Annotated in this window: 17 protein-coding genes; 12 read left to right on the forward strand and 5 right to left on the reverse strand. The window is 59.5% G+C overall.

What is annotated here, in order from left to right; translation table 11 throughout:
- Window positions 1-206: 206 nt before the first annotated feature.
- Together WLY71_RS23300 and aptA are read right to left on the reverse strand one after the other, a co-directional pair.
- On the reverse strand, window positions 207-1,700 hold the full coding sequence (locus WLY71_RS23300; RefSeq protein ID WP_347805417.1) for a CoA-acylating methylmalonate-semialdehyde dehydrogenase: 1,494 nt from the start codon (window positions 1,698-1,700) through the stop codon (window positions 207-209).
- Window positions 1,701-1,766: 66 nt separating this feature from the next.
- A complete protein-coding gene (gene aptA / locus WLY71_RS23305; RefSeq protein ID WP_347805418.1) occupies window positions 1,767-3,116 on the reverse strand; it encodes an omega-aminotransferase AptA in 1,350 nt (449 codons plus the stop codon).
- Window positions 3,117-3,240: 124 nt separating this feature from the next.
- Between aptA and WLY71_RS23310 the strand changes: the two genes are divergently transcribed.
- From WLY71_RS23310 to WLY71_RS23320, 3 genes are all read left to right on the forward strand, one after another.
- Complete coding sequence (locus WLY71_RS23310) at window positions 3,241-4,161, forward strand: LysR family transcriptional regulator (protein WP_046044702.1); 921 nt, start codon at window positions 3,241-3,243, stop codon at window positions 4,159-4,161.
- An 85-nt stretch (window positions 4,162-4,246) separates the two neighbouring features.
- Window positions 4,247-4,897 (forward strand): TetR/AcrR family transcriptional regulator, encoded by a 651-nt coding sequence (locus WLY71_RS23315; protein ID WP_046044703.1) that lies wholly within the window; start codon window positions 4,247-4,249, stop codon window positions 4,895-4,897.
- Between the two features lie 7 nt (window positions 4,898-4,904).
- Entirely contained in the window at window positions 4,905-5,486 is a 582-nt protein-coding gene (locus tag WLY71_RS23320; RefSeq protein WP_347805419.1) for an IMPACT family protein, read from the forward strand.
- A gap of 324 nt (window positions 5,487-5,810) precedes the next feature.
- Here the strand turns inward: WLY71_RS23320 and WLY71_RS23325 are convergent, their stop codons facing one another.
- Window positions 5,811-5,987: a hypothetical protein gene (locus WLY71_RS23325; RefSeq protein WP_347805420.1), complete on the reverse strand. Its 177-nt coding sequence runs from the start codon at window positions 5,985-5,987 to the stop codon at window positions 5,811-5,813.
- A gap of 30 nt (window positions 5,988-6,017) precedes the next feature.
- Here WLY71_RS23325 and WLY71_RS23330 point away from each other — a divergent pair, with 30 nt between their 5' ends.
- The 3 genes from WLY71_RS23330 to WLY71_RS23340 are packed head-to-tail and all read left to right on the forward strand — an operon-like array spanning window position 6,018 to window position 9,621.
- Complete coding sequence (locus tag WLY71_RS23330) at window positions 6,018-7,577, forward strand: ABC transporter ATP-binding protein (protein WP_347805421.1); 1,560 nt, start codon at window positions 6,018-6,020, stop codon at window positions 7,575-7,577.
- An 11-nt stretch (window positions 7,578-7,588) separates the two neighbouring features.
- Window positions 7,589-8,695 carry an ABC transporter permease gene (locus WLY71_RS23335; RefSeq protein ID WP_347805422.1) on the forward strand — a complete coding sequence of 369 codons (1,107 nt, stop codon included), beginning with the start codon at window positions 7,589-7,591 and terminating at the stop codon, window positions 8,693-8,695.
- Window positions 8,695-9,621, forward strand: a complete 927-nt coding sequence (locus tag WLY71_RS23340) for an ABC transporter permease (RefSeq protein ID WP_347805423.1) — start codon at window positions 8,695-8,697, stop codon at window positions 9,619-9,621. The genes WLY71_RS23335 and WLY71_RS23340 overlap by 1 nt, the downstream gene beginning before the upstream one ends.
- A gap of 84 nt (window positions 9,622-9,705) precedes the next feature.
- Here WLY71_RS23340 and WLY71_RS23345 read toward each other — a convergent pair whose 3' ends face one another.
- A complete protein-coding gene (locus WLY71_RS23345; protein WP_347805424.1) occupies window positions 9,706-10,128 on the reverse strand; it encodes a hypothetical protein in 423 nt (140 codons plus the stop codon).
- An 82-nt stretch (window positions 10,129-10,210) separates the two neighbouring features.
- Between WLY71_RS23345 and WLY71_RS23350 the strand changes: the two genes are divergently transcribed.
- The 3 genes from WLY71_RS23350 (at window position 10,211) to WLY71_RS23360 (ending at window position 12,898) form a co-directional block, all read left to right on the forward strand.
- On the forward strand, window positions 10,211-10,561 hold the full coding sequence (locus WLY71_RS23350; RefSeq protein WP_347805431.1) for a MerR family transcriptional regulator: 351 nt from the start codon (window positions 10,211-10,213) through the stop codon (window positions 10,559-10,561).
- Window positions 10,562-10,586: 25 nt separating this feature from the next.
- Complete coding sequence (locus WLY71_RS23355) at window positions 10,587-11,273, forward strand: SDR family oxidoreductase (protein ID WP_347805425.1); 687 nt, start codon at window positions 10,587-10,589, stop codon at window positions 11,271-11,273.
- Window positions 11,274-11,539: 266 nt separating this feature from the next.
- Window positions 11,540-12,898: an 8-oxoguanine deaminase gene (locus WLY71_RS23360; RefSeq protein WP_347805426.1), complete on the forward strand. Its 1,359-nt coding sequence runs from the start codon at window positions 11,540-11,542 to the stop codon at window positions 12,896-12,898.
- Between the two features lie 69 nt (window positions 12,899-12,967).
- Here the strand turns inward: WLY71_RS23360 and WLY71_RS23365 are convergent, their stop codons facing one another.
- Window positions 12,968-14,056, reverse strand: coding sequence for a calcium:cation antiporter (locus WLY71_RS23365; RefSeq protein ID WP_347805427.1), 1,089 nt, complete (start codon window positions 14,054-14,056; stop codon window positions 12,968-12,970).
- A gap of 297 nt (window positions 14,057-14,353) precedes the next feature.
- Between WLY71_RS23365 and WLY71_RS23370 the strand changes: the two genes are divergently transcribed.
- The 3 genes from WLY71_RS23370 to WLY71_RS23380 all read left to right on the forward strand — a co-directional run bounded on the left by WLY71_RS23370 (window position 14,354) and on the right by WLY71_RS23380 (window position 17,581).
- Entirely contained in the window at window positions 14,354-15,436 is a 1,083-nt protein-coding gene (locus WLY71_RS23370) for a BMP family ABC transporter substrate-binding protein (protein ID WP_347805428.1), read from the forward strand.
- A gap of 143 nt (window positions 15,437-15,579) precedes the next feature.
- Entirely contained in the window at window positions 15,580-16,545 is a 966-nt protein-coding gene (locus tag WLY71_RS23375) for a 2-oxoglutarate and iron-dependent oxygenase domain-containing protein (protein WP_347805429.1), read from the forward strand.
- A gap of 82 nt (window positions 16,546-16,627) precedes the next feature.
- Window positions 16,628-17,581 carry an adenosine deaminase gene (locus tag WLY71_RS23380; protein WP_347805430.1) on the forward strand — a complete coding sequence of 318 codons (954 nt, stop codon included), beginning with the start codon at window positions 16,628-16,630 and terminating at the stop codon, window positions 17,579-17,581.
- The last annotated feature ends 189 nt before the right edge of the window (window positions 17,582-17,770 follow it).

The following is a 17,770-nucleotide window of genomic DNA, read 5'->3' on the forward strand; positions in this document are numbered from 1 at the left end:
CGATGACCTGAAGCAACTCGCTGCCGAAAACTGCGTAACTCATTGTTTACCAAGGAGTTTTCCGTTTCGACTGCGCCGGAAGTGGGGCGAATTATAGACTTCCAGAATCTGCCGTCAACACCTATTTTCACAATTCTGTCATATAGGTGAAAAAAGCCCCTGAAACGCAAAGGCCGGCCCCAAGGGCCGGCCTTCTTCCCTTCTACTTACAAGCTAGGGAATGCGAATTGCGAAGCTTCATGGCTCGCCCGTTGTGGCCAGCGCTGGGTAATGGCCTTGCGACGTGTGTAGAAACGCACGCCATCCGGACCATACGCATGCAGGTCGCCGAACAGCGAACGCTTCCAGCCACCAAAGCTGTGATAAGCCACCGGTACCGGCAGCGGTACGTTGACGCCGACCATACCGACTTCGATCTCGTCGCAGAACAACCGTGCCGCTTCCCCATCACGGGTAAAGATGCAGGTGCCGTTGCCATATTCGTGATCGTTGATCAGCTGCATCGCCTCTTCCAGGCTGTTAACCCGGACAACACACAGCACCGGCCCGAAGATCTCTTCTTTATAGATGCGCATTTCTGGCGTGACGTTGTCGAACAGGCAGCCACCCAGGAAGAAGCCTTCCTCATGACCAGCCACGCTCAGACCACGACCATCCACCACCAAGGTCGCACCAGAAGAAACACCGTCTTCTATATAGCCACTGACTTTGTCGCGAGCCTGACCGGAAACCAGCGGCCCCATGTCCAGACCGCATGAAGTACCGGCACCGATTTTCAGCGCCTTGATTTGCGGTACCAACTTGGCCACCAGCGCATCCGCCACCTGGTCACCGACGCACACAGCCACCGAGATCGCCATGCAACGCTCACCGCAAGAACCATAAGCCGCGCCCATCAATGCGCTGACCGCGTTATCCAGATCCGCATCCGGCATCAGCACCGCATGGTTCTTCGCGCCACCCAGTGCCTGAACGCGTTTGCCGCGCTTGGTGCCTTCGGCGTAAATGTATTCGGCAATCGGCGTCGAACCAACGAAGCTCAACGCTTTGACTTCCGGCGCTTCGATCAGCGCGTCCACCGCAGCCTTGTCGCCGTGCACCACACTCAGGACACCTTTAGGCAGACCGGCTTCCAACAGCAATTGAGCAATCAACAGCGTGGAGCTTGGATCACGCTCGGACGGTTTTAGGATGAAGCAGTTACCGCAGACGATTGCCAGCGGATACATCCACAGCGGCACCATGGCCGGGAAGTTGAACGGCGTAATACCGGCCACCACGCCCAAAGGCTGGAAGTCCGACCAGGCATCAATGTTCGGGCCGACGTTACGGCTGTATTCGCCCTTGAGGATTTCCGGCGCGGCACAAGCGAACTCAACGTTCTCGATACCGCGCTTCAATTCACCGGCGGCATCTTCCAGCGTCTTGCCGTGCTCTTCGCTGATCAGCTGCGCGATCCGCCCTTCGTTCTGTTCCAGCAGCTGCTTGAAGCGGAACATCACCTGAGCACGCTTGGCCGGAGGAGTGTTACGCCAGGCCGGGAACGCAGCCTTGGCCGAGTCGATGGCTTTTTGAATGGTTTCGCGGCTGGCCAATGGCAGCTTGTGGATCGCCTGGCCGGTGGACGGGTTGTACACGTCAGCCGTGCGACCGTCTTCGGTCACCAGTTCGCCATTGATCAAATGCGGGATAAGGCTCATGCGGGGCTCCTGAAAAGTTGTCCACAGGCGCCCTTCAAAGGGGCGCCTCTATATAGAGGGGAAAAATCAGTCGATCTTGTTCAGCACTTCGCCGACCGCATCGAACAGACGATCAAGGTCTTGCGGCTTGCTGTTGAAGGTTGGGCCGAACTGCAGGGTGTCGCCGCCGAAGCGCACGTAGAACCCGGCTTTCCACAGCGCCATGCCGGCTTCGAACGGACGCACGATGGCGTCGCCGTCACGGGGCGCGATCTGGATCGCGCCGGCCAGGCCGTAGTTACGAATATCGATGATGTTTTTCGAGCCCTTCAGACCGTGCAGCGCATTTTCGAAATGCGGTGCGACTTCAGCCACGCTCTGCACCAGGTTTTCCTTTTGCAGCAGCTCGAGTGCTGCCAGGCCAGCAGCGCAAGCCACCGGGTGCGCGGAATAGGTGTAGCCGTGCGGGAATTCCACCGCGTACTCAGGCGTCGCCTGGTTCATGAAAGTCTGGTAGATCTCGGAGCTGGCAATCACCGCGCCCATCGGAATCGCGCCGTTAGTGACTTGTTTGGCGATGCACATCAGGTCCGGGGTCACGCCGAAGCTGTCGGCGCCGAACATCGAACCGGTACGGCCGAAACCGGTGATCACTTCGTCGAATACCAGCAGGATGTTGTACTGATCGCAGATCTCGCGCAGACGCTTGAGGTAACCCTGCGGCGGAACCAGTACGCCAGCGGAACCGGCCATTGGCTCGACGAACACCGCCGCGATGTTCGAAGCATCATGCAGCTCGATCAGTTTGAGCAGTTCATCCGCCAGGGCGATACCGCCCTCTTTCGGCATGCCACGGGAATAAGCATTGCTCGCCAGCAAGGTGTGAGGCAGATGATCGACGTCCATCATCGCCTGACCGAACATTTTGCGGTTGCCGTTCACGCCACCGAGGCTCGTACCGGCGATGTTCACGCCGTGATAACCACGGGCACGGCCGATCATCTTGGTCTTGGTCGCCTGACCTTTCAGACGCCAGTAAGCACGAACCATCTTCACCGCCGTGTCAGCACACTCGGAGCCCGAGTCAGTGAAGAACACATGATTCAGATTGCCCGGGGTCAGGTCGGTGATTTTCTCAGCCAGCTGGAACGACAGCGGATGGCCGTACTGGAAACCTGGCGAGTAATCGAGGGTGCCTAATTGCTTGGCGACCGCTTCCTGAATTTCCTTGCGGGTATGCCCGGCGCCGCAGGTCCACAAACCGGAGAGCGAGTCGTAAACCTTGCGCCCCTTGTCATCGATCAGCCAACTGCCTTCAGCCGCCACGATCAGTCGCGGATCGCGCTGGAAATTACGGTTGGCGGTGTAAGGCATCCAGTGAGCATCGAGCTTGAGCTGGCTGGCCAGGGAAGTCGGGTTGTTTTCAGGCAAGTTCATGGGCAAAACCTCGCAGGGCAATAAGCGGCATAGAGATCAAAAGCGTTCTTGCAGCTAAATTGCCACGGGGATAAAGTCGGTGAAATCCAACTCTTCTAACGTTCAGTCAGGTCACCACTAAACTATGAGCAGCCGCCGCCCCGATCCGCTGGCGCAAGTCAGTGACTTTGATATCCGCTTATTGAGGATCTTCCGCAGCGTCGTGGAATGCGGTGGCTTTTCCGCGGCGGAATCGGTGCTGGGAATAGGGCGCTCGGCCATCAGCCAGCAAATGAGCGATCTGGAACAGCGCCTCGGTTTGCGCTTGTGCCAACGGGGTCGCGCCGGGTTTTCCCTGACCGAAGAAGGTCGCGAGGTCTATCAATCGGCGTTGCAGCTATTGAGCGCGCTGGAAAGTTTTCGCACTGAGGTCAACGGTCTGCACCAACACTTGCGCGGCGAATTGACCATCGGCCTGACCGACAACCTGGTCACCCTGCCCCACATGCGCATCACCCACGCCTTGGCGCAATTGAAGGAACGCGGGCCGGACGTGCAGATCCAGATCCGCATGATCGCGCCCAATGAAGTCGAACAAGGCGTGCTCGACGGTCGTTTGCATGTCGGCGTGGTGCCGCAGGCCAGCGCGCTGTCGGGGCTGGAATATCAGCCGCTCTATAGCGAACGCTCGCTACTGTATTGCGCGGTCGGTCATCCGTTGTTTTATGTCGACGATAAACAACTGGATGACGAGCGCCTCAATAGCCAGGACGCCATCGCGCCGACTTTTCGTTTGCCCGCGGAAATCCAGGCCCACTACCAGGCGCTCAATTGCACCGCCAGTGCCTCGGACCGTGAAGGCATGGCGTTCCTGATCCTGACCGGACGCTACATCGGCTATCTGCCGGACCACTACGCCAGCCTCTGGGTACAGCAAGGCCGATTGCGTGCGCTGAAACCAAAGGTGCGTTTTTATGACCTGAGCCTCGCATCAGTCACCCGCAAGGGCCGTCGCCCGCATTTGGTGCTGGAAAGTTTTCTGGAGAGTCTGGCTGCGACACGCTAGGTTTTATAGCGTCAGGACTTGTCTGATGCCTGTGGGTGCGCTATCAACGCACTGGTTGCACCCACCCACTTGTTCGGAAGTGCCTATGACCTTTGAAGTCCCCGCTCACGGCGGCAAACCTGCCAGCCGCATTCGTCAGAAGAACGAAGAGACCATCATCAAAGCCGCCGAAGACGAGTTCGCCCGTCACGGGTTCAAAGGCACCAGCATGAACACCATCGCCCTGAATGCCGGCTTGCCCAAGGCGAATCTGCATTACTACTTCACCAACAAACTCGGTTTGTACGTGGCGGTGTTGAGCAACATCCTCCAGTTGTGGGACAGCACCTTCAACACCCTGACCGCTGAAGATGATCCGGCCGAAGCGCTGACGCGTTACATCCGCGCCAAGATGGAATTCTCCCGTCGCCAGCCGCAGGCTTCGCGGATTTTCGCGATGGAAGTGATCAGCGGTGGCGAGTGCCTGACCGAATATTTCAATCAGGACTATCGCGCCTGGTTCCAGGGCCGGGCGGGCGTGTTCCAAGCCTGGATCGACGCCGGAAAAATGGACCCGGTCGACCCGGTGAACCTGATCTTCCTGTTGTGGGGCAGCACTCAGCATTACGCGGATTTCGCCACGCAGATCTGCCGTGTCAGCGGACGCACCAAGTTGACCAAGCAAGACATGGAAGACGCCGGCAACAACCTGATCCGCATCATTCTCAAAGGCTGCGGCCTGACGCCAACGATATAAGACACTTATGCCTTTTACCCTCAGCGGTTTTTGCGAGTACCGCGAAGAGATTCGCAAAAGCCGCTTCATCACTTTCGCCGCGCCGATCAGCAGCCCTGCTGAAGCCCAGGCGTTCATCGAACAGCACAGCGATTTGAATGCCTCGCACAATTGCTGGGCCTGGAAGCTTGGCGACCAATATCGCAGCGCTGACGATGGCGAGCCCGGCGGCACCGCTGGCCGGCCGATTCTGGCGGCAATCGACGCGCAGGATTGCGATCAGGTCGCGGTGCTGGTGATTCGTTGGTATGGCGGCATTCAACTCGGCACCGGCGGCCTCGCCCGGGCGTATGGCGGCGGCGCCAACAAGTGCCTGCAAGCCGCGGTGAAGGTTGAGTTGATCAGTCGGGTGCCGGTGAGTTGTGCCTGTGCTTTTGGTGAGTTGCCACTGGTGAAGCTTCGGGTGGCGGAACTGGGTGGATTGGTTGTGGAAGAAACGTTCACGGCCAACGGCGTAGAGCTGCAATTGGCGATCAGCGAAAGCCAGATCGATACCCTGCAAACGCAGCTGGCGGATTTGAGCCGCGGGCGCATTTTGTTGCAGCACTAATCGCACCAATAACGTTCGCAGCCCTTTCGTCGAACCGGTGCATTTGCCCACATCTACTGTGCACCCGGCTGTGGATAACCTGAGCACACCCGGCTGTAACCCTTCTGTCATGCGGCTTTGCGGGCTTTGCTCACTTTTCGTCCAATCCGCCATCAAAAAAGCTAAATCCACGTAAAAACAATCAGTTAGAGCGGTTTATCACCTTTAGAAGAAATCCACGCAGTGCTTATGCCCGAGCGTCGGGCTTGCGCACAAATACTGTGGAGCAATCTGTGGATAACCCGTTCATGGCTGTCGCCGCCCCATGTCCGGTATGGCTTGCCGTCAGTTGCTCGTTTTTTGACCAAACACCCTGAGCAAAACCGGAGCCTGATCAACGGCGTTGCCCTCAAGTGGTGCCTGGTTCGGGATCGACATAGGGCGAGTCGCCGCCTTCAAAGCCTTCACCTGTAACGCTTTTGATTTTTCCTGACTCAATGGCCAGGAAATTGCTTTATCCACAGGCATCCCTTCAATCGACCCGAGCCTGTCATGCCCAACCCCGTGCCGATCTCCGATCCAACACCTCGTCTGCAACTGCGCAGAATCAGCAAGCGCTACCCCGGTTGCCTGGCCAACGATGCCATCGACTTGAGCATAGCCCCTGGCGAAATCCATGCCCTGCTTGGCGAAAACGGCGCGGGCAAAAGTACGCTGATGAAGATCATCTACGGCGTGACCCACGCGGACTCGGGAGAGATGATCTGGCAAGGGCAACCCGTGACAATGCGCAACCCGGCTCAGGCCCGGGGGCTGGGAATCGGCATGGTATTTCAGCATTTCTCGCTGTTCGAGACGCTGAGTGTGGCGCAGAACATCGCCTTGGCGATGGGTGCGGCGGCTGGTACACCGAAACAGCTTGAGCCAAAGATTCGTGAAGTCTCCCGGCGCTACGGGATGGCGCTGGAGCCGGAGCGACTTGTCCACAGCCTGTCAATCGGCGAACGCCAGCGGGTGGAAATCATTCGTTGCCTGATGCAGGACATCCGCCTGCTGATTCTCGATGAGCCGACCTCGGTGCTGACTCCGCAGGAGGCCGACGATTTGTTCGTCAGCTTGCGCCGACTCTCCGCCGAGGGCTGCAGCATTCTGTTTATCAGCCACAAGCTCGGAGAAGTCCGCGCGTTGTGCCATAGCGCCACGGTGTTGCGCGGCGGTCGGGTGGCCGGGCATTGTGTGCCGGCCGAGTGTTCGGATCGGGAACTGGCGCAGTTGATGGTTGGCGAAGCCGCTGCGCTGATTACGGATTATCCGAAAGTCACTGGCGCTAATGCATTCCTGAACGTGACGGGATTGTCCTGGCACAACCCGGACCCGTTCGGCTGTTCGCTGAATGACATTGACCTGCAAGTGCGCAGCGGCGAAATCGTCGGCATCGCCGGGGTCGCGGGCAATGGTCAGGATGAGTTGCTGGCCCTGCTCAGTGGCGAAGAACCTCTAAGCCTCAACGACGGCGCAACGATCAGTTTCGGCGGGCAACCGGTGGCGCACTTGCGGCCGGATGCACGGCGCAAACTGGGCCTGGCCTTCGTCCCCGCTGAACGTCTGGGCCATGGCGCGGTGCCGGACCTGAGCCTGGCGGACAACGCCCTGCTCACCGCCTTTCAACACGGGCTGGTCAGCAACGGCCTGATCCAGCGCGGCAAGGTCGAAGCGCTGGCCGAAGAAATCATCCATCGCTTCGGGGTCAAGACGCCCGACACCCAGACACCGGCCCGCAGCCTGTCTGGCGGCAACTTGCAGAAATTCATCCTCGGCCGCGAAATCCTCCAGCAACCGAAACTGCTGGTGGCCGCGCACCCGACCTGGGGCGTGGACGTCGGCGCCGCCGCGACCATTCACCGGGCGCTGATTGCCTTGCGCGACGCTGGCGCAGCGATCCTGGTGATCTCCGAAGACCTCGACGAACTGTTCCAGATCAGTGACCGCCTCGGCGCTTTGTGCAGCGGTCGATTGTCACCGCTCAAGTCCACGGTCGACACGCGCCTGATCGATGTCGGCGGCTGGATGGCCGGCCAGTTCGACGCCCCTCAATCACGTGCAACGGTTTAACGGAGTTTCACATGCTGCTTTCTCTCGAACCCCGTGGCCAGCAATCGCGCCTGATGCTGTGGTGCTCGCCATTGCTGGCGGCTGTCCTGACGTTGGGCTGTGGCTCGCTGCTGTTTATCGCGCTGGGCCATGATCCGCTGCTCACGCTGCACACCTTGCTGATCGCACCGGTCAGCGACTTGTATGGCGTCTCCGAACTATTGGTCAAGGCGCTGCCGATTCTGCTCTGCGCGTTGGGGCTGGCGGTGGCGTATCAAGCACGCATCTGGAACATCGGCGCCGAAGGTCAGTTGCTGCTTGGCGCGCTGGCCGGCAGTGCATTGGCGGTGAACATCATCGACCTACAAAGTCGCTGGGCGCTGGTGCTGATTCTGTTCGTCGGCACCTTGGCCGGCGCGGCATGGGCCGGGCTGACGGCGTGGTTGCGCACGCGTTTCAACGCCAACGAAATCCTCACCAGCATCATGCTCAATTACATCGCCCTGAACCTGTTGCTGTTCTGCGTGCATGGGCCGTTGAAGGATCCGGCGGGGTTCAACTTTCCCGAGTCAGCGATATTCGGTGATGCCAGCCGTTTGCCGCTGATGATGGAGGATGGTCGGGTCCACGTGGGCGTGTATTTCGCCTTGCTCGCGTTGGTAGCGGTGTGGGTGTTGCTGCAGAAAAGCTTTATCGGGTTCCAGATCAAAGTCCTCGGGCTGGACAAGCGCGCAGCGGGTTTCGTCGGCTTTCGCGAGAAGCGGCTGATCTGGCTGGCGCTGTTGATCAGCGGAGGATTGGCGGGGCTGGCCGGGGTGTCTGAAGTCACCGGCCCGATCGGCCAATTGGTGCCGCAAGTCTCGCCCGGTTACGGCTATGCCGCGATCACCGTGGCGTTTCTCGGGCGGTTGAATCCCATTGGCATCCTGTTTTCCAGCCTGCTGATGGCGCTGCTGTACATCGGCGGCGAGAGCGCGCAGATGAGCATGAATCTGCCCCAGGCAATCACCCAATTGTTCCAGGGAATGATGCTGTTTTTCCTGCTGGCCAGTGACGTGCTGATTCTCTACCGACCGCGTTTGAACCTGCGCTGGCCCCGTCGCGCGCAAGCTACCGCCGTACACGCAGGAGCGCTGTGATGGATATCGATCTGCTGAGCAATATTTTCTACGCCATGGTCCGTTGCGGTACGCCGCTGCTGTTGGTGGCACTCGGTGAATTGATCTGCGAGAAGAGCGGCGTTCTGAACCTCGGCCAGGAAGGAATGATGCTGTTTGGTGCGGTGATCGGTTTTATCGTCGCGCTGAACAGCGGCAACCTGTGGCTCGGCGTATTGCTGGCAATGCTTGCCGGGATGCTGTTGTCGTCGTTGTTTGCCTTGGTGGCGTTGGTGTTCAACGCCAATCAGGTGGCCACCGGGTTGGCGCTGACGATCTTCGGCGTGGGTCTGTCGACGTTTGTTGGTGCGGCGTGGGTCGGTAAACCGCTGGCGGGTTTCGAGCCGGTGGCGATTCCTTATTTGAGTGAAATCCCACTGATCGGGCGGATGCTGTTTGCGCAGGATCTGCTGGTGTACCTGTCGTTCACGCTGTTTGCGCTGGTGGCCTGGGTGATTGTGAAAAGTCGCGTCGGGCTGATCATTCAGGCGGTCGGCGAAAACCCGGATGCGGCCAGTGCCATGGGCTTGCCGGTGTTGGGCGTGCGCACGCTGGCGGTGCTGTTTGGTGGGGCGATGGCGGGATTGGCCGGGGCTTATTTGTCCCTGGCTTACACGCCGATGTGGGCGGAGAACATGAGCGCCGGGCGCGGCTGGATCGCCCTGGCACTGGTGGTGTTTGCCAGTTGGCGGGTGTGGCGCTTGCTGCTGGGAGCGTATCTGTTCGGACTCGCCAGCATCCTGCATTTGGTGGCGCAAGGGTTGGGGCTGGCGATTCCGTCGAGTCTGCTGGCGATGCTGCCGTATGTCGCGACCATTGTGGTGTTGGTGTTGCTGTCCCGGGACGCGGTGCGTACGCGGTTGTATGCGCCGGTGTCGTTGGGGAAACCGTGGCAGGCCGGGCATTAAAGGTCGACCGGGCCGGCCTCTTCGCGGGCAAGCCCGCTCCCACAGGGTGTTGTGTCGAACGAAAAATCTTCAGTTCAACGCGATCTACTGTGGGAGCGGGCTTGCCCGCGATGGGCCCCTCACAGGCAATATTTGAACAACGCCCCACGCCAATTCAAAGAACAAGAAAATCACCAACAGCGAACTGGCGCCATGGAGCAAGGCATACAACTGCCAAGCCGAAAATAGAAACCGCCCCACCGCGTCATACCGCCCAAACACCTGCTGCGGATCACGGATCCGCAGTACCGCCCACACGCAGACAATCGACCCCAACAGATTGGCCATCAGCATGTGCATCGGCTCAAACGGCGGCAGCTCGCCAGGCAAGTTGAACGCCTGACTCACACTCAACAAAACCCCATGCAACGCCGCAAAACTCCACGGCGTGACAAACGCCACCATGACGATCAAGTCATACCAGGCGCTACCCTTCACCAACCGGCGATATTGCGTTGAAGTCCACATCCGTCTTGCTCCATCAATTCAGGGAGCAACAAGGCTAAAGCCTGGAGTATGCTCCAGGGTCAAGCCCTCTCGAGATGTCATGATGCGCATCGGTGAATTAGCCCAGGCCAGCGCCGTCAGCCGCGACACGCTGCGTTTCTACGAGCAACGCGGATTGATTGCAGCGCAACGCAGCGCCAACGGTTATCGCGACTATCCGGCGGACATGGTGCAATTGGTGCAGTACATCAAGACCGCTCAGCGATTGGGCTTTACCCTCGGCGAGATCGGCAACAGCGTCGCCGCGATATGGCAGTCGCCCGATCCGGACAGCGCCGTCACGCAATTGCTGCAAGACAAACTCAATCTGATCGAAACCCGAATCGACGAACTCGGCGCGCTGCGTCAGGAGTTGCAGCAACGGCTCGGTCAACGTTGTCCATTGAACCCGTGATCCTCATTTATCAAGGAAGCCACTCATGTCTACGGCAAAAACCGCACTCATCATCGGCGCCTCCCGGGGCTTGGGCCTCGGTCTGGTGAAAACCCTGCTGGCCGACGGCTGGCAGGTCACCGCCACCGTGCGCAACCCGCAGAACGCCGAAGCCTTGCAGGCCTTGGGCAAGGTGCGGATCGAAAAACTCGACATGGATGATCAGCAAGCAGTCATCGCCCTGAGCCAACAGCTTAAGGGTGAAGTGTTCGACCTATTGTTCGTGAATGCCGGGGTCAAAGGCCCGGAAGTTCAGACGCCGGGCGGCGCGACGCTGGCCGAAGTCGGGCAACTGTTTTTCACCAATGCGGTGGCGCCGATCAATCTGGCCCAGCGCTTCGTCGGGCAGATTCGTCCGGATACCGGCGTGCTGGCGTTCATGAGTTCGGTGCTGGGCAGCGTGACCATGCCGGATGCGCCGGAGCTGGCGCTGTACAAGGCCAGCAAAGCGGCGCTGAACTCGATGACCAACAGCTTCGTCACTCAGTTGGGCGAGCAGAAACTCACCGTGCTGTCGCTGCATCCGGGTTGGGTGAAGACCGACATGGGCGGTGAAGGTGCCGACATCGATGTGGGCACCAGTACGCGCGGATTGGTCGATCAGGTGAACGCTTATGTTGGCAAGGGTGGGCATCACTTCGTGAACTACAGAGGCGAAACCATTCCCTGGTAACAAACACAAAACCTGTGGGAGCGGCGGTGCGACGATTCGACTTGCCCGCGATGCAGGCACCTCGGTCTGTCAGTGATACCGAGGAGATGCAATCGCAGGCAAGCCAGCTCCCACAGGGATTTGTGTTGCCCTGTCGGGCCGGGCTTGCCCGCGATGCTTTTTTAATTGAAACTCCGCACTTCGTCCCCGCGACGACCCTGGATCAGCAGACAGGGTAATCACTGAGCTGGCTAACCTGAACCCCACTTTCAGAGGAGCCGGCCAACATGCCTGCGACCCGTACCTGGTTAAAAAATCCCCTCGCGATCTTCACTGCCAATGGCCTCGATGCCCGTGGCGGCCTGGTGCTGCAAAACGGTTTGATCGTCGAAGTGCTCGCCGCCGGCCAGCAACCGTCCGCACCCTGTGGACAAGTGTTCGATGCCCGCGAGCATGTGATCCTGCCGGGACTGATCAACACCCATCACCACTTCTATCAAACCCTGACCCGCGCCTGGGCACCGGTGGTCAATCAGCCGTTGTTCCCGTGGCTGAAAACCCTCTACCCGGTCTGGGCCCGCCTCACCCCTGAAAAACTCGCCCTCGCCAGCAAAGTCGCGTTGGCCGAATTGCTGCTATCTGGCTGCACCACCGCGGCCGATCACCATTACCTGTTTCCGCAAGGCCTGGAAAATGCGATCGACGTACAAGTCGAAAGCGTCCGCGAATTGGGCATGCGCGCCATGTTGACGCGCGGTTCCATGAGCCTCGGCGAAAAGGACGGCGGCCTGCCACCGCAGCAGACCGTGCAGGAAGGCGAAGTCATCCTCGCCGACAGCCAGCGCTTGATCGCCGAGTACCATGAGCGTGGCGACGGCGCGCAAATCCAGATCGCCCTCGCGCCGTGCTCGCCGTTCTCGGTGACCCCGGAAATCATGTCGGCCAGCGCCGAACTGGCGAACAAACTCGACGTGCGCCTGCACACCCATCTGGCCGAAACCCTCGACGAAGAAGACTTCTGCCTGCAACGCTTCGGGTTGCGCACTGTGGATTACCTCGACAGCGTCGGCTGGCTCGGCCCGCGCACCTGGCTGGCCCACGGCATCCATTTCAACCCGGATGAAATCGCCCGTCTCGGCGCCGCCGGCACCGGTATTTGCCATTGCCCGAGTTCGAACATGCGCCTGGCGTCCGGCATTTGCCCAACACTGGACCTGACCGCTGCCGGCGCGTTGCTGGGCTTGGGCGTGGATGGTTCGGCGTCCAACGATGCGTCGAACATGATGCTGGAAACCCGTCAGGCGCTGTACATTCAGCGGCTGCGTTATGGCGCCGAGAAGATCACGCCGGAATTGGTGCTGGGGTGGGCGACCAAGGGTTCGGCGAGTTTGCTCGGGCGTACCGATATCGGCGAACTGGCGGTGGGCAAGCAGGCGGATCTGGCCCTGTTCAAGCTCGATGAGCTGCGGTTCTCCGGCAGTCATGATCCGGTGTCGGCGTTGCTGCTGTGCGGCGCTGATCGGGCGGATCGGGTGATGGTCGGCGGCAAATGGCGGGTGATTGATGGACAGGTTGAAGGGCTGGATTTGAAGGGGTTGATTGCCGATCACAGCCAGGCGGCTCGGCAGTTGATTGCCGGTACCTGATACAACACAAATCAAAACTGTGGGAACGCCGCCCGGACCAAGCTCGCTCCCACAGGGGTTGTCGTTGTCCTAGAGACCGAGCAGCGACAACATGATGAATGTCGCAAACAGCACAAAGTGGGTCATGCCTTCGATGGCATTGGTTTCGCCATCGTTGAGGTTGATTGCGCTGACGATCAGGGTGAGGAAGACCATCACTGTCTGCACCGGGGTCATCGCCATCTGGAACGGCTGGCCGGTGTAGAGCGCCATCGCTTCCATCACCGGCACCGTCAGGATGACCGTCGACAGCGACGCGCCCATGGCGATGTTGACCACCGACTGCATGCGGTTGGCCAGTGCCGCCCGCAACGCGGTCAGAATCTCCGGCGCCGCCGAGATTGCCGCCACCAGGATCGCCGTGATCACCGGCGGTGCGCCCGTCCCTTCCAGGCCCAGGTCGAGGGTCTTGGACATCACTTCGGCCAATGCGCCGATCACCACCACGCCGAACACCAATGTCCCAATACTCAGCCCCAGATTGATGGGCTCAGGTTCTTCCTCCGGGACTTTTTTTCGACGTTTTTCCGGGTAGCTGTAGCTGAAGAAATAACTGTGCGGCCCGACCTGCATGCGCAGGAACAGGGTGTAGAGCACGACCATCGCACCAATGGTGAACGCCGAATAGAGTTTCCAGCTGGCCTCGGGAATGAACTCCGGCACCACCATGGAAACGCCCATGGCGGTGAGGATCATCGCGCTGTAACTGCGCGCCGAGTCATCGTTGTAGGACTGTTCTCCATGCTTGAGCCCGCCCATCAACGCGGCCAGGCCGAGGATGCCGTTGATGTCGAGCATCACCGCCGAATAAATCGTGTCGCGTACCAGGGTCGGCGAGGCTTCGTTGCTCATCATGATCGCCAGGATCACCACTTCCACCAGCACGGCGGCCAGGGTCAGGATCATCGTGCCGTAAGGGTCGCCGACTTTTTCGGCCAGCAGTTCGGCGTGATGGGCGACGCGCATGGAGGCAACGACGATGAATGCGATCAGCACCAGGCCGGCGGTCAACGCGATGGGCTGGCCGCTGTGCAGCATCCAGTGTTCCAGCGGATAGGCGACGGCGGCGGCAATCACGGCCAGCAGCAGAAATTTTTCTTGCTTGAGGAGTGTGAGCATTGCGGGCCTTTTTGCCGTGTGAAGCGAAACCAGGGTGATGAGCTACTGACTGTGGGGCGGCACTAACGTTTCGTTACACCTTAGCGCACCAGTGGATAGCGTGAACTGGGCCCTATGCACTGGGTTGGTTCCAGTGGTGAGTTGAAGATCAAAAGATCGCAGCCTGCGGCAGCTCCTACAGGGGAATGCGAAACCATGTAGGAGCTGCCGCAGGCTGCGATCTTTTGATTTGTTGTCTTGTTGGTCAGCAATTTGCATTGGCCTTGCCAACCTCACAACAACATGGAGTTCGAATTCATGCACAAACGTCCGTTGAAGAAGCTGCTTTACGCCGTTGCGGCGGCCATCGGTCTGAGCGCAAGCCTGACTGCCAGTGCCACCGACCCGCTGAAAGTCGGCTTCGTCTACATCGGTCCGATTGGCGACCACGGCTGGACGTATCAGCATGAACAGGGGCGCAAGGCGCTGGCGGAAAAATTCGGCGACCAGATCACCACCAACTATGTGGAAAACGTCGCTGAAGGCGCCGACGCGGAGCGGGTGATCCGCAACATGGCCAAGGACAAGTACGACCTGATCTTCACCACGTCCTTCGGCTACATGAACCCGACCCTGAAAGTCGCCAAGCAATTTCCCAAGGTGACCTTCGAACACGCCACCGGCTACAAGCAGGACAAGAACCTCGGTACCTACCTGGCGCGCACGTATGAAGGTCGCTACGTCGGTGGTTTCCTCGCGGCGAAGATGACCAGGACCAAGAAGATCGGCTACGTCGCGTCCTTCCCGATCCCGGAAGTGATCCGCGACATCAACGCCATTCAACTGGCCCTGAACACGTACAACCCCGGCACCGAGATCAAAGTGGTGTGGGTCAATTCCTGGTTCGATCCGGGCAAAGAGGCCGATGCCGCCAACGCGTTAATCGATCAGGGCGTGGATGTGGTGTTCCAGCACACCGACAGCCCGGCGCCGATCCAGGCGGCTGAACGTCGCGGCGTGTATGCGGTGGGCTACGCTTCGGACATGGCGCACTTCGGGCCGAAAGCGGTGCTGACGTCCATCGTCAACGACTGGGGCCCGCACTACATTCAGGCGACCCAAAGCGTGCTCGACCACACGTGGAAATCGCAGGATTACTGGGGTGGTTTGAAGGAAGGGACGGTTGAGTTGCCGATCAGCGATCTGGTGCCAGCGCCGGTGAAGGCCGAGGCAGAGCAGATCATTGCCGACATCAAAAGCGGTGCTTTCCACCCGTTCACCGGACCGATCAAGGATCAGGCAGGCGTCGAGAAGATTGCGGCGGGCGCGACGGCGAGCAATGCGGAGCTGGCATCGATGAACTACTACGTTGAAGGCATGAAGGCCGACATTCCGAAGTAATAGCTTAGAGCCAATACAAAACCCTGTGGGAGCGAGCTTGCTCGCGATGAGGTCATCACATCCGACATCTCTGTTGAATGTCAGTCCGCTATCGCGAGCAAGCTCGCTCCCACATTTGATTTTCAGCGTTCTCAGGACTGCGCATGAACCAACTCCCGATCATCGACATCAGCCCGCTCTACAGCGAAGACACATACGCCTGGCAAACCGTCGCCAGCCAAATCGACCATGCCTGCCGTGAGTGGGGCTTTTTCTATATCAAGGGGCACCCGATCAGCGCCGCGCGCATTAACGCCGTGCTCGACAACGCCCAACGTTTCTTCGCCCTGCCCGCCGCCGAAAAGCTCAGGATCGACATCACCCAAACCCGTCACCACCGCGGTTATGGCGCTATCGCCACTGAACAACTCGACCCGAGCAAACCCAGCGACCTGAAAGAAACCTTCGACATGGGCCTGCACCTGCCGGCCGATCACCCTGAGGTGCTGGCGGAAAAACCGTTGCGCGGCCCCAACCGTCATCCGTCGATGCCCGGCTGGGAATCGCTGATGGAGCAGCACTACGTCGACATGCAGGCCTTGGCACAAACCCTGTTACGGACCATAACTCTGGCGCTGGGAATCGAGCGCGACTTTTTCGACACACGCTTCGTTGAACCGGTCAGCGTGCTGCGGATGATTCATTACCCACCGCGCCACACTGCCAGCTCCGAAGAGCAACAAGGCGCCGGCGCCCATACCGATTACGGCAGCATCACCCTGCTGTATCAGGATGCTGCCGGCGGCCTGCAAGTGCGAAACGTTAAAGGCGAATGGATCGATGCACCGCCAATCGACGGCACCTTCGTGGTCAACCTCGGCGACATGATGGCGCGCTGGAGCAACGACCGTTACCTGTCGACGCCGCACCGGGTGATCAGCCCGCTGGGCGTGGACCGTTACTCGATGCCCTTCTTCGCCGAGCCGCACCCCGACACGGCCATCGAATGCCTGCCCGGCTGTCAGGATGAACGGCACCCGGCAAAGTATCCGGCCACCACCTGCGCCGAATTCCTGCTCTCGCGCTTCGCTGACACCTACGCCTATCGACGGGAACAGGAAGCAGTGTGATGAACCGGCTGGTCAGGTTTTGCTAATTGTTTCCACGGGCATCTGTAGAATGCTCGCCCTCTGCACCTGATGAGAAAAGAATATGTACGACTGGCTGAACGCCCTGCCCAAGGCAGAACTGCACCTGCACCTTGAGGGTTCGCTGGAGCCTGAGTTGCTGTTCGCCCTGGCCGAACGCAACAAGATCGCCCTGCCGTGGAGCGACGTAGAAACCCTGCGCAAGGACTACGCCTTCAATAACCTGCAAGAGTTTCTCGACCTGTATTACCAGGGCGCCGACGTGTTGCGCACCTCTCAGGATTTCTACGACCTGACCTGGGCTTACCTGTTGCGCTGCAAGGCGCAGAACGTGATTCACACCGAACCATTCTTCGACCCACAGACCCACACCGACCGCGGCGTGCCGTTCGAAGTGGTCCTCAATGGCATCGCCGCCGCACTAAAAGATGGCGAGCAGCAACTGGGCATCACCAGCGGTTTGATCCTGAGCTTCCTGCGCCACTTGAGCGAAGAAGAAGCCCAGAAAACCCTCGACCAGGCCCTGCCGTTCCGTGATGCGTTTGTGGCTGTCGGTCTGGACAGTTCGGAAATGGGTCACCCGCCAAGCAAGTTCCAGCGCGTGTTTGATCGCGCTCGTCACGAAGGCTTCCTGACCGTCGCCCACGCCGGAGAAGAAGGCCCGCCCGAGTACATCTGGGAAGCCCTCGACTTGCTGAAAGTCCAGCGCATCGACCATGGCGTGCGCGCCATCGAAGACGAGCGTTTGATGCAGCGGATCATCGACGAGCAAATCCCGCTGACCGTGTGCCCGTTGTCGAACACCAAGCTCTGCGTGTTCGATCACATGTCTCAGCACAACATTCTCGACATGCTCGAGCGTGGCGTGAAAGTGACCGTGAACTCGGATGACCCGGCGTACTTCGGCGGTTATGTCACCGAGAACTTCCACGCGTTGTACACCCATTTGGGCATGACTCAGGATCAGGCCAAGCGTCTGGCGCAGAACAGCCTGGATGCCAGATTGGTCAAACCTTAAGACCGCTGAAGATCTAATGTGGGAGCGAGCTTGCTCGCGATGAGGCCATCACATTCAACATCGATGTTGAATGTCAGTCCGCTATCGCGAGCAAGCTCGCTCCCACAGGGGCCGTGATTAATTGACGATCGTGGCTTCGCTCAACTCCTCCAACGTTTTGCCCCGGGTCTCCATCCCGAACACCCACAC

Origin of the sequence: Pseudomonas rossensis (assembly GCF_039888995.1) — a bacterium.
GTDB lineage: Bacteria > Pseudomonadota > Gammaproteobacteria > Pseudomonadales > Pseudomonadaceae > Aquipseudomonas > Aquipseudomonas rossensis.

Bases quoted from the DNA above. Each gene is read 5' to 3' on its own strand.
- WLY71_RS23300 (WP_347805417.1), bottom strand. From the start codon at position 1,700: ATGAGCCTTATCCCGCATTTGATCAATGGCGAACTGGTGACCGAAGAC.
- aptA (WP_347805418.1), bottom strand. From the start codon at position 3,116: ATGAACTTGCCTGAAAACAACCCGACTTCCCTGGCCAGCCAGCTCAAG.
- WLY71_RS23310 (WP_046044702.1), top strand. From the start codon at position 3,241: ATGAGCAGCCGCCGCCCCGATCCGCTGGCGCAAGTCAGTGACTTTGAT.
- WLY71_RS23315 (WP_046044703.1), top strand. From the start codon at position 4,247: ATGACCTTTGAAGTCCCCGCTCACGGCGGCAAACCTGCCAGCCGCATT.
- WLY71_RS23320 (WP_347805419.1), top strand. From the start codon at position 4,905: ATGCCTTTTACCCTCAGCGGTTTTTGCGAGTACCGCGAAGAGATTCGC.
- WLY71_RS23330 (WP_347805421.1), top strand. From the start codon at position 6,018: ATGCCCAACCCCGTGCCGATCTCCGATCCAACACCTCGTCTGCAACTG.
- WLY71_RS23335 (WP_347805422.1), top strand. From the start codon at position 7,589: ATGCTGCTTTCTCTCGAACCCCGTGGCCAGCAATCGCGCCTGATGCTG.
- WLY71_RS23340 (WP_347805423.1), top strand. From the start codon at position 8,695: ATGGATATCGATCTGCTGAGCAATATTTTCTACGCCATGGTCCGTTGC.
- WLY71_RS23345 (WP_347805424.1), bottom strand. From the start codon at position 10,128: ATGTGGACTTCAACGCAATATCGCCGGTTGGTGAAGGGTAGCGCCTGG.
- WLY71_RS23350 (WP_347805431.1), top strand. From the start codon at position 10,211: ATGCGCATCGGTGAATTAGCCCAGGCCAGCGCCGTCAGCCGCGACACG.
- WLY71_RS23355 (WP_347805425.1), top strand. From the start codon at position 10,587: ATGTCTACGGCAAAAACCGCACTCATCATCGGCGCCTCCCGGGGCTTG.
- WLY71_RS23360 (WP_347805426.1), top strand. From the start codon at position 11,540: ATGCCTGCGACCCGTACCTGGTTAAAAAATCCCCTCGCGATCTTCACT.
- WLY71_RS23365 (WP_347805427.1), bottom strand. From the start codon at position 14,056: ATGCTCACACTCCTCAAGCAAGAAAAATTTCTGCTGCTGGCCGTGATT.
- WLY71_RS23370 (WP_347805428.1), top strand. From the start codon at position 14,354: ATGCACAAACGTCCGTTGAAGAAGCTGCTTTACGCCGTTGCGGCGGCC.
- WLY71_RS23375 (WP_347805429.1), top strand. From the start codon at position 15,580: ATGAACCAACTCCCGATCATCGACATCAGCCCGCTCTACAGCGAAGAC.
- WLY71_RS23380 (WP_347805430.1), top strand. From the start codon at position 16,628: ATGTACGACTGGCTGAACGCCCTGCCCAAGGCAGAACTGCACCTGCAC.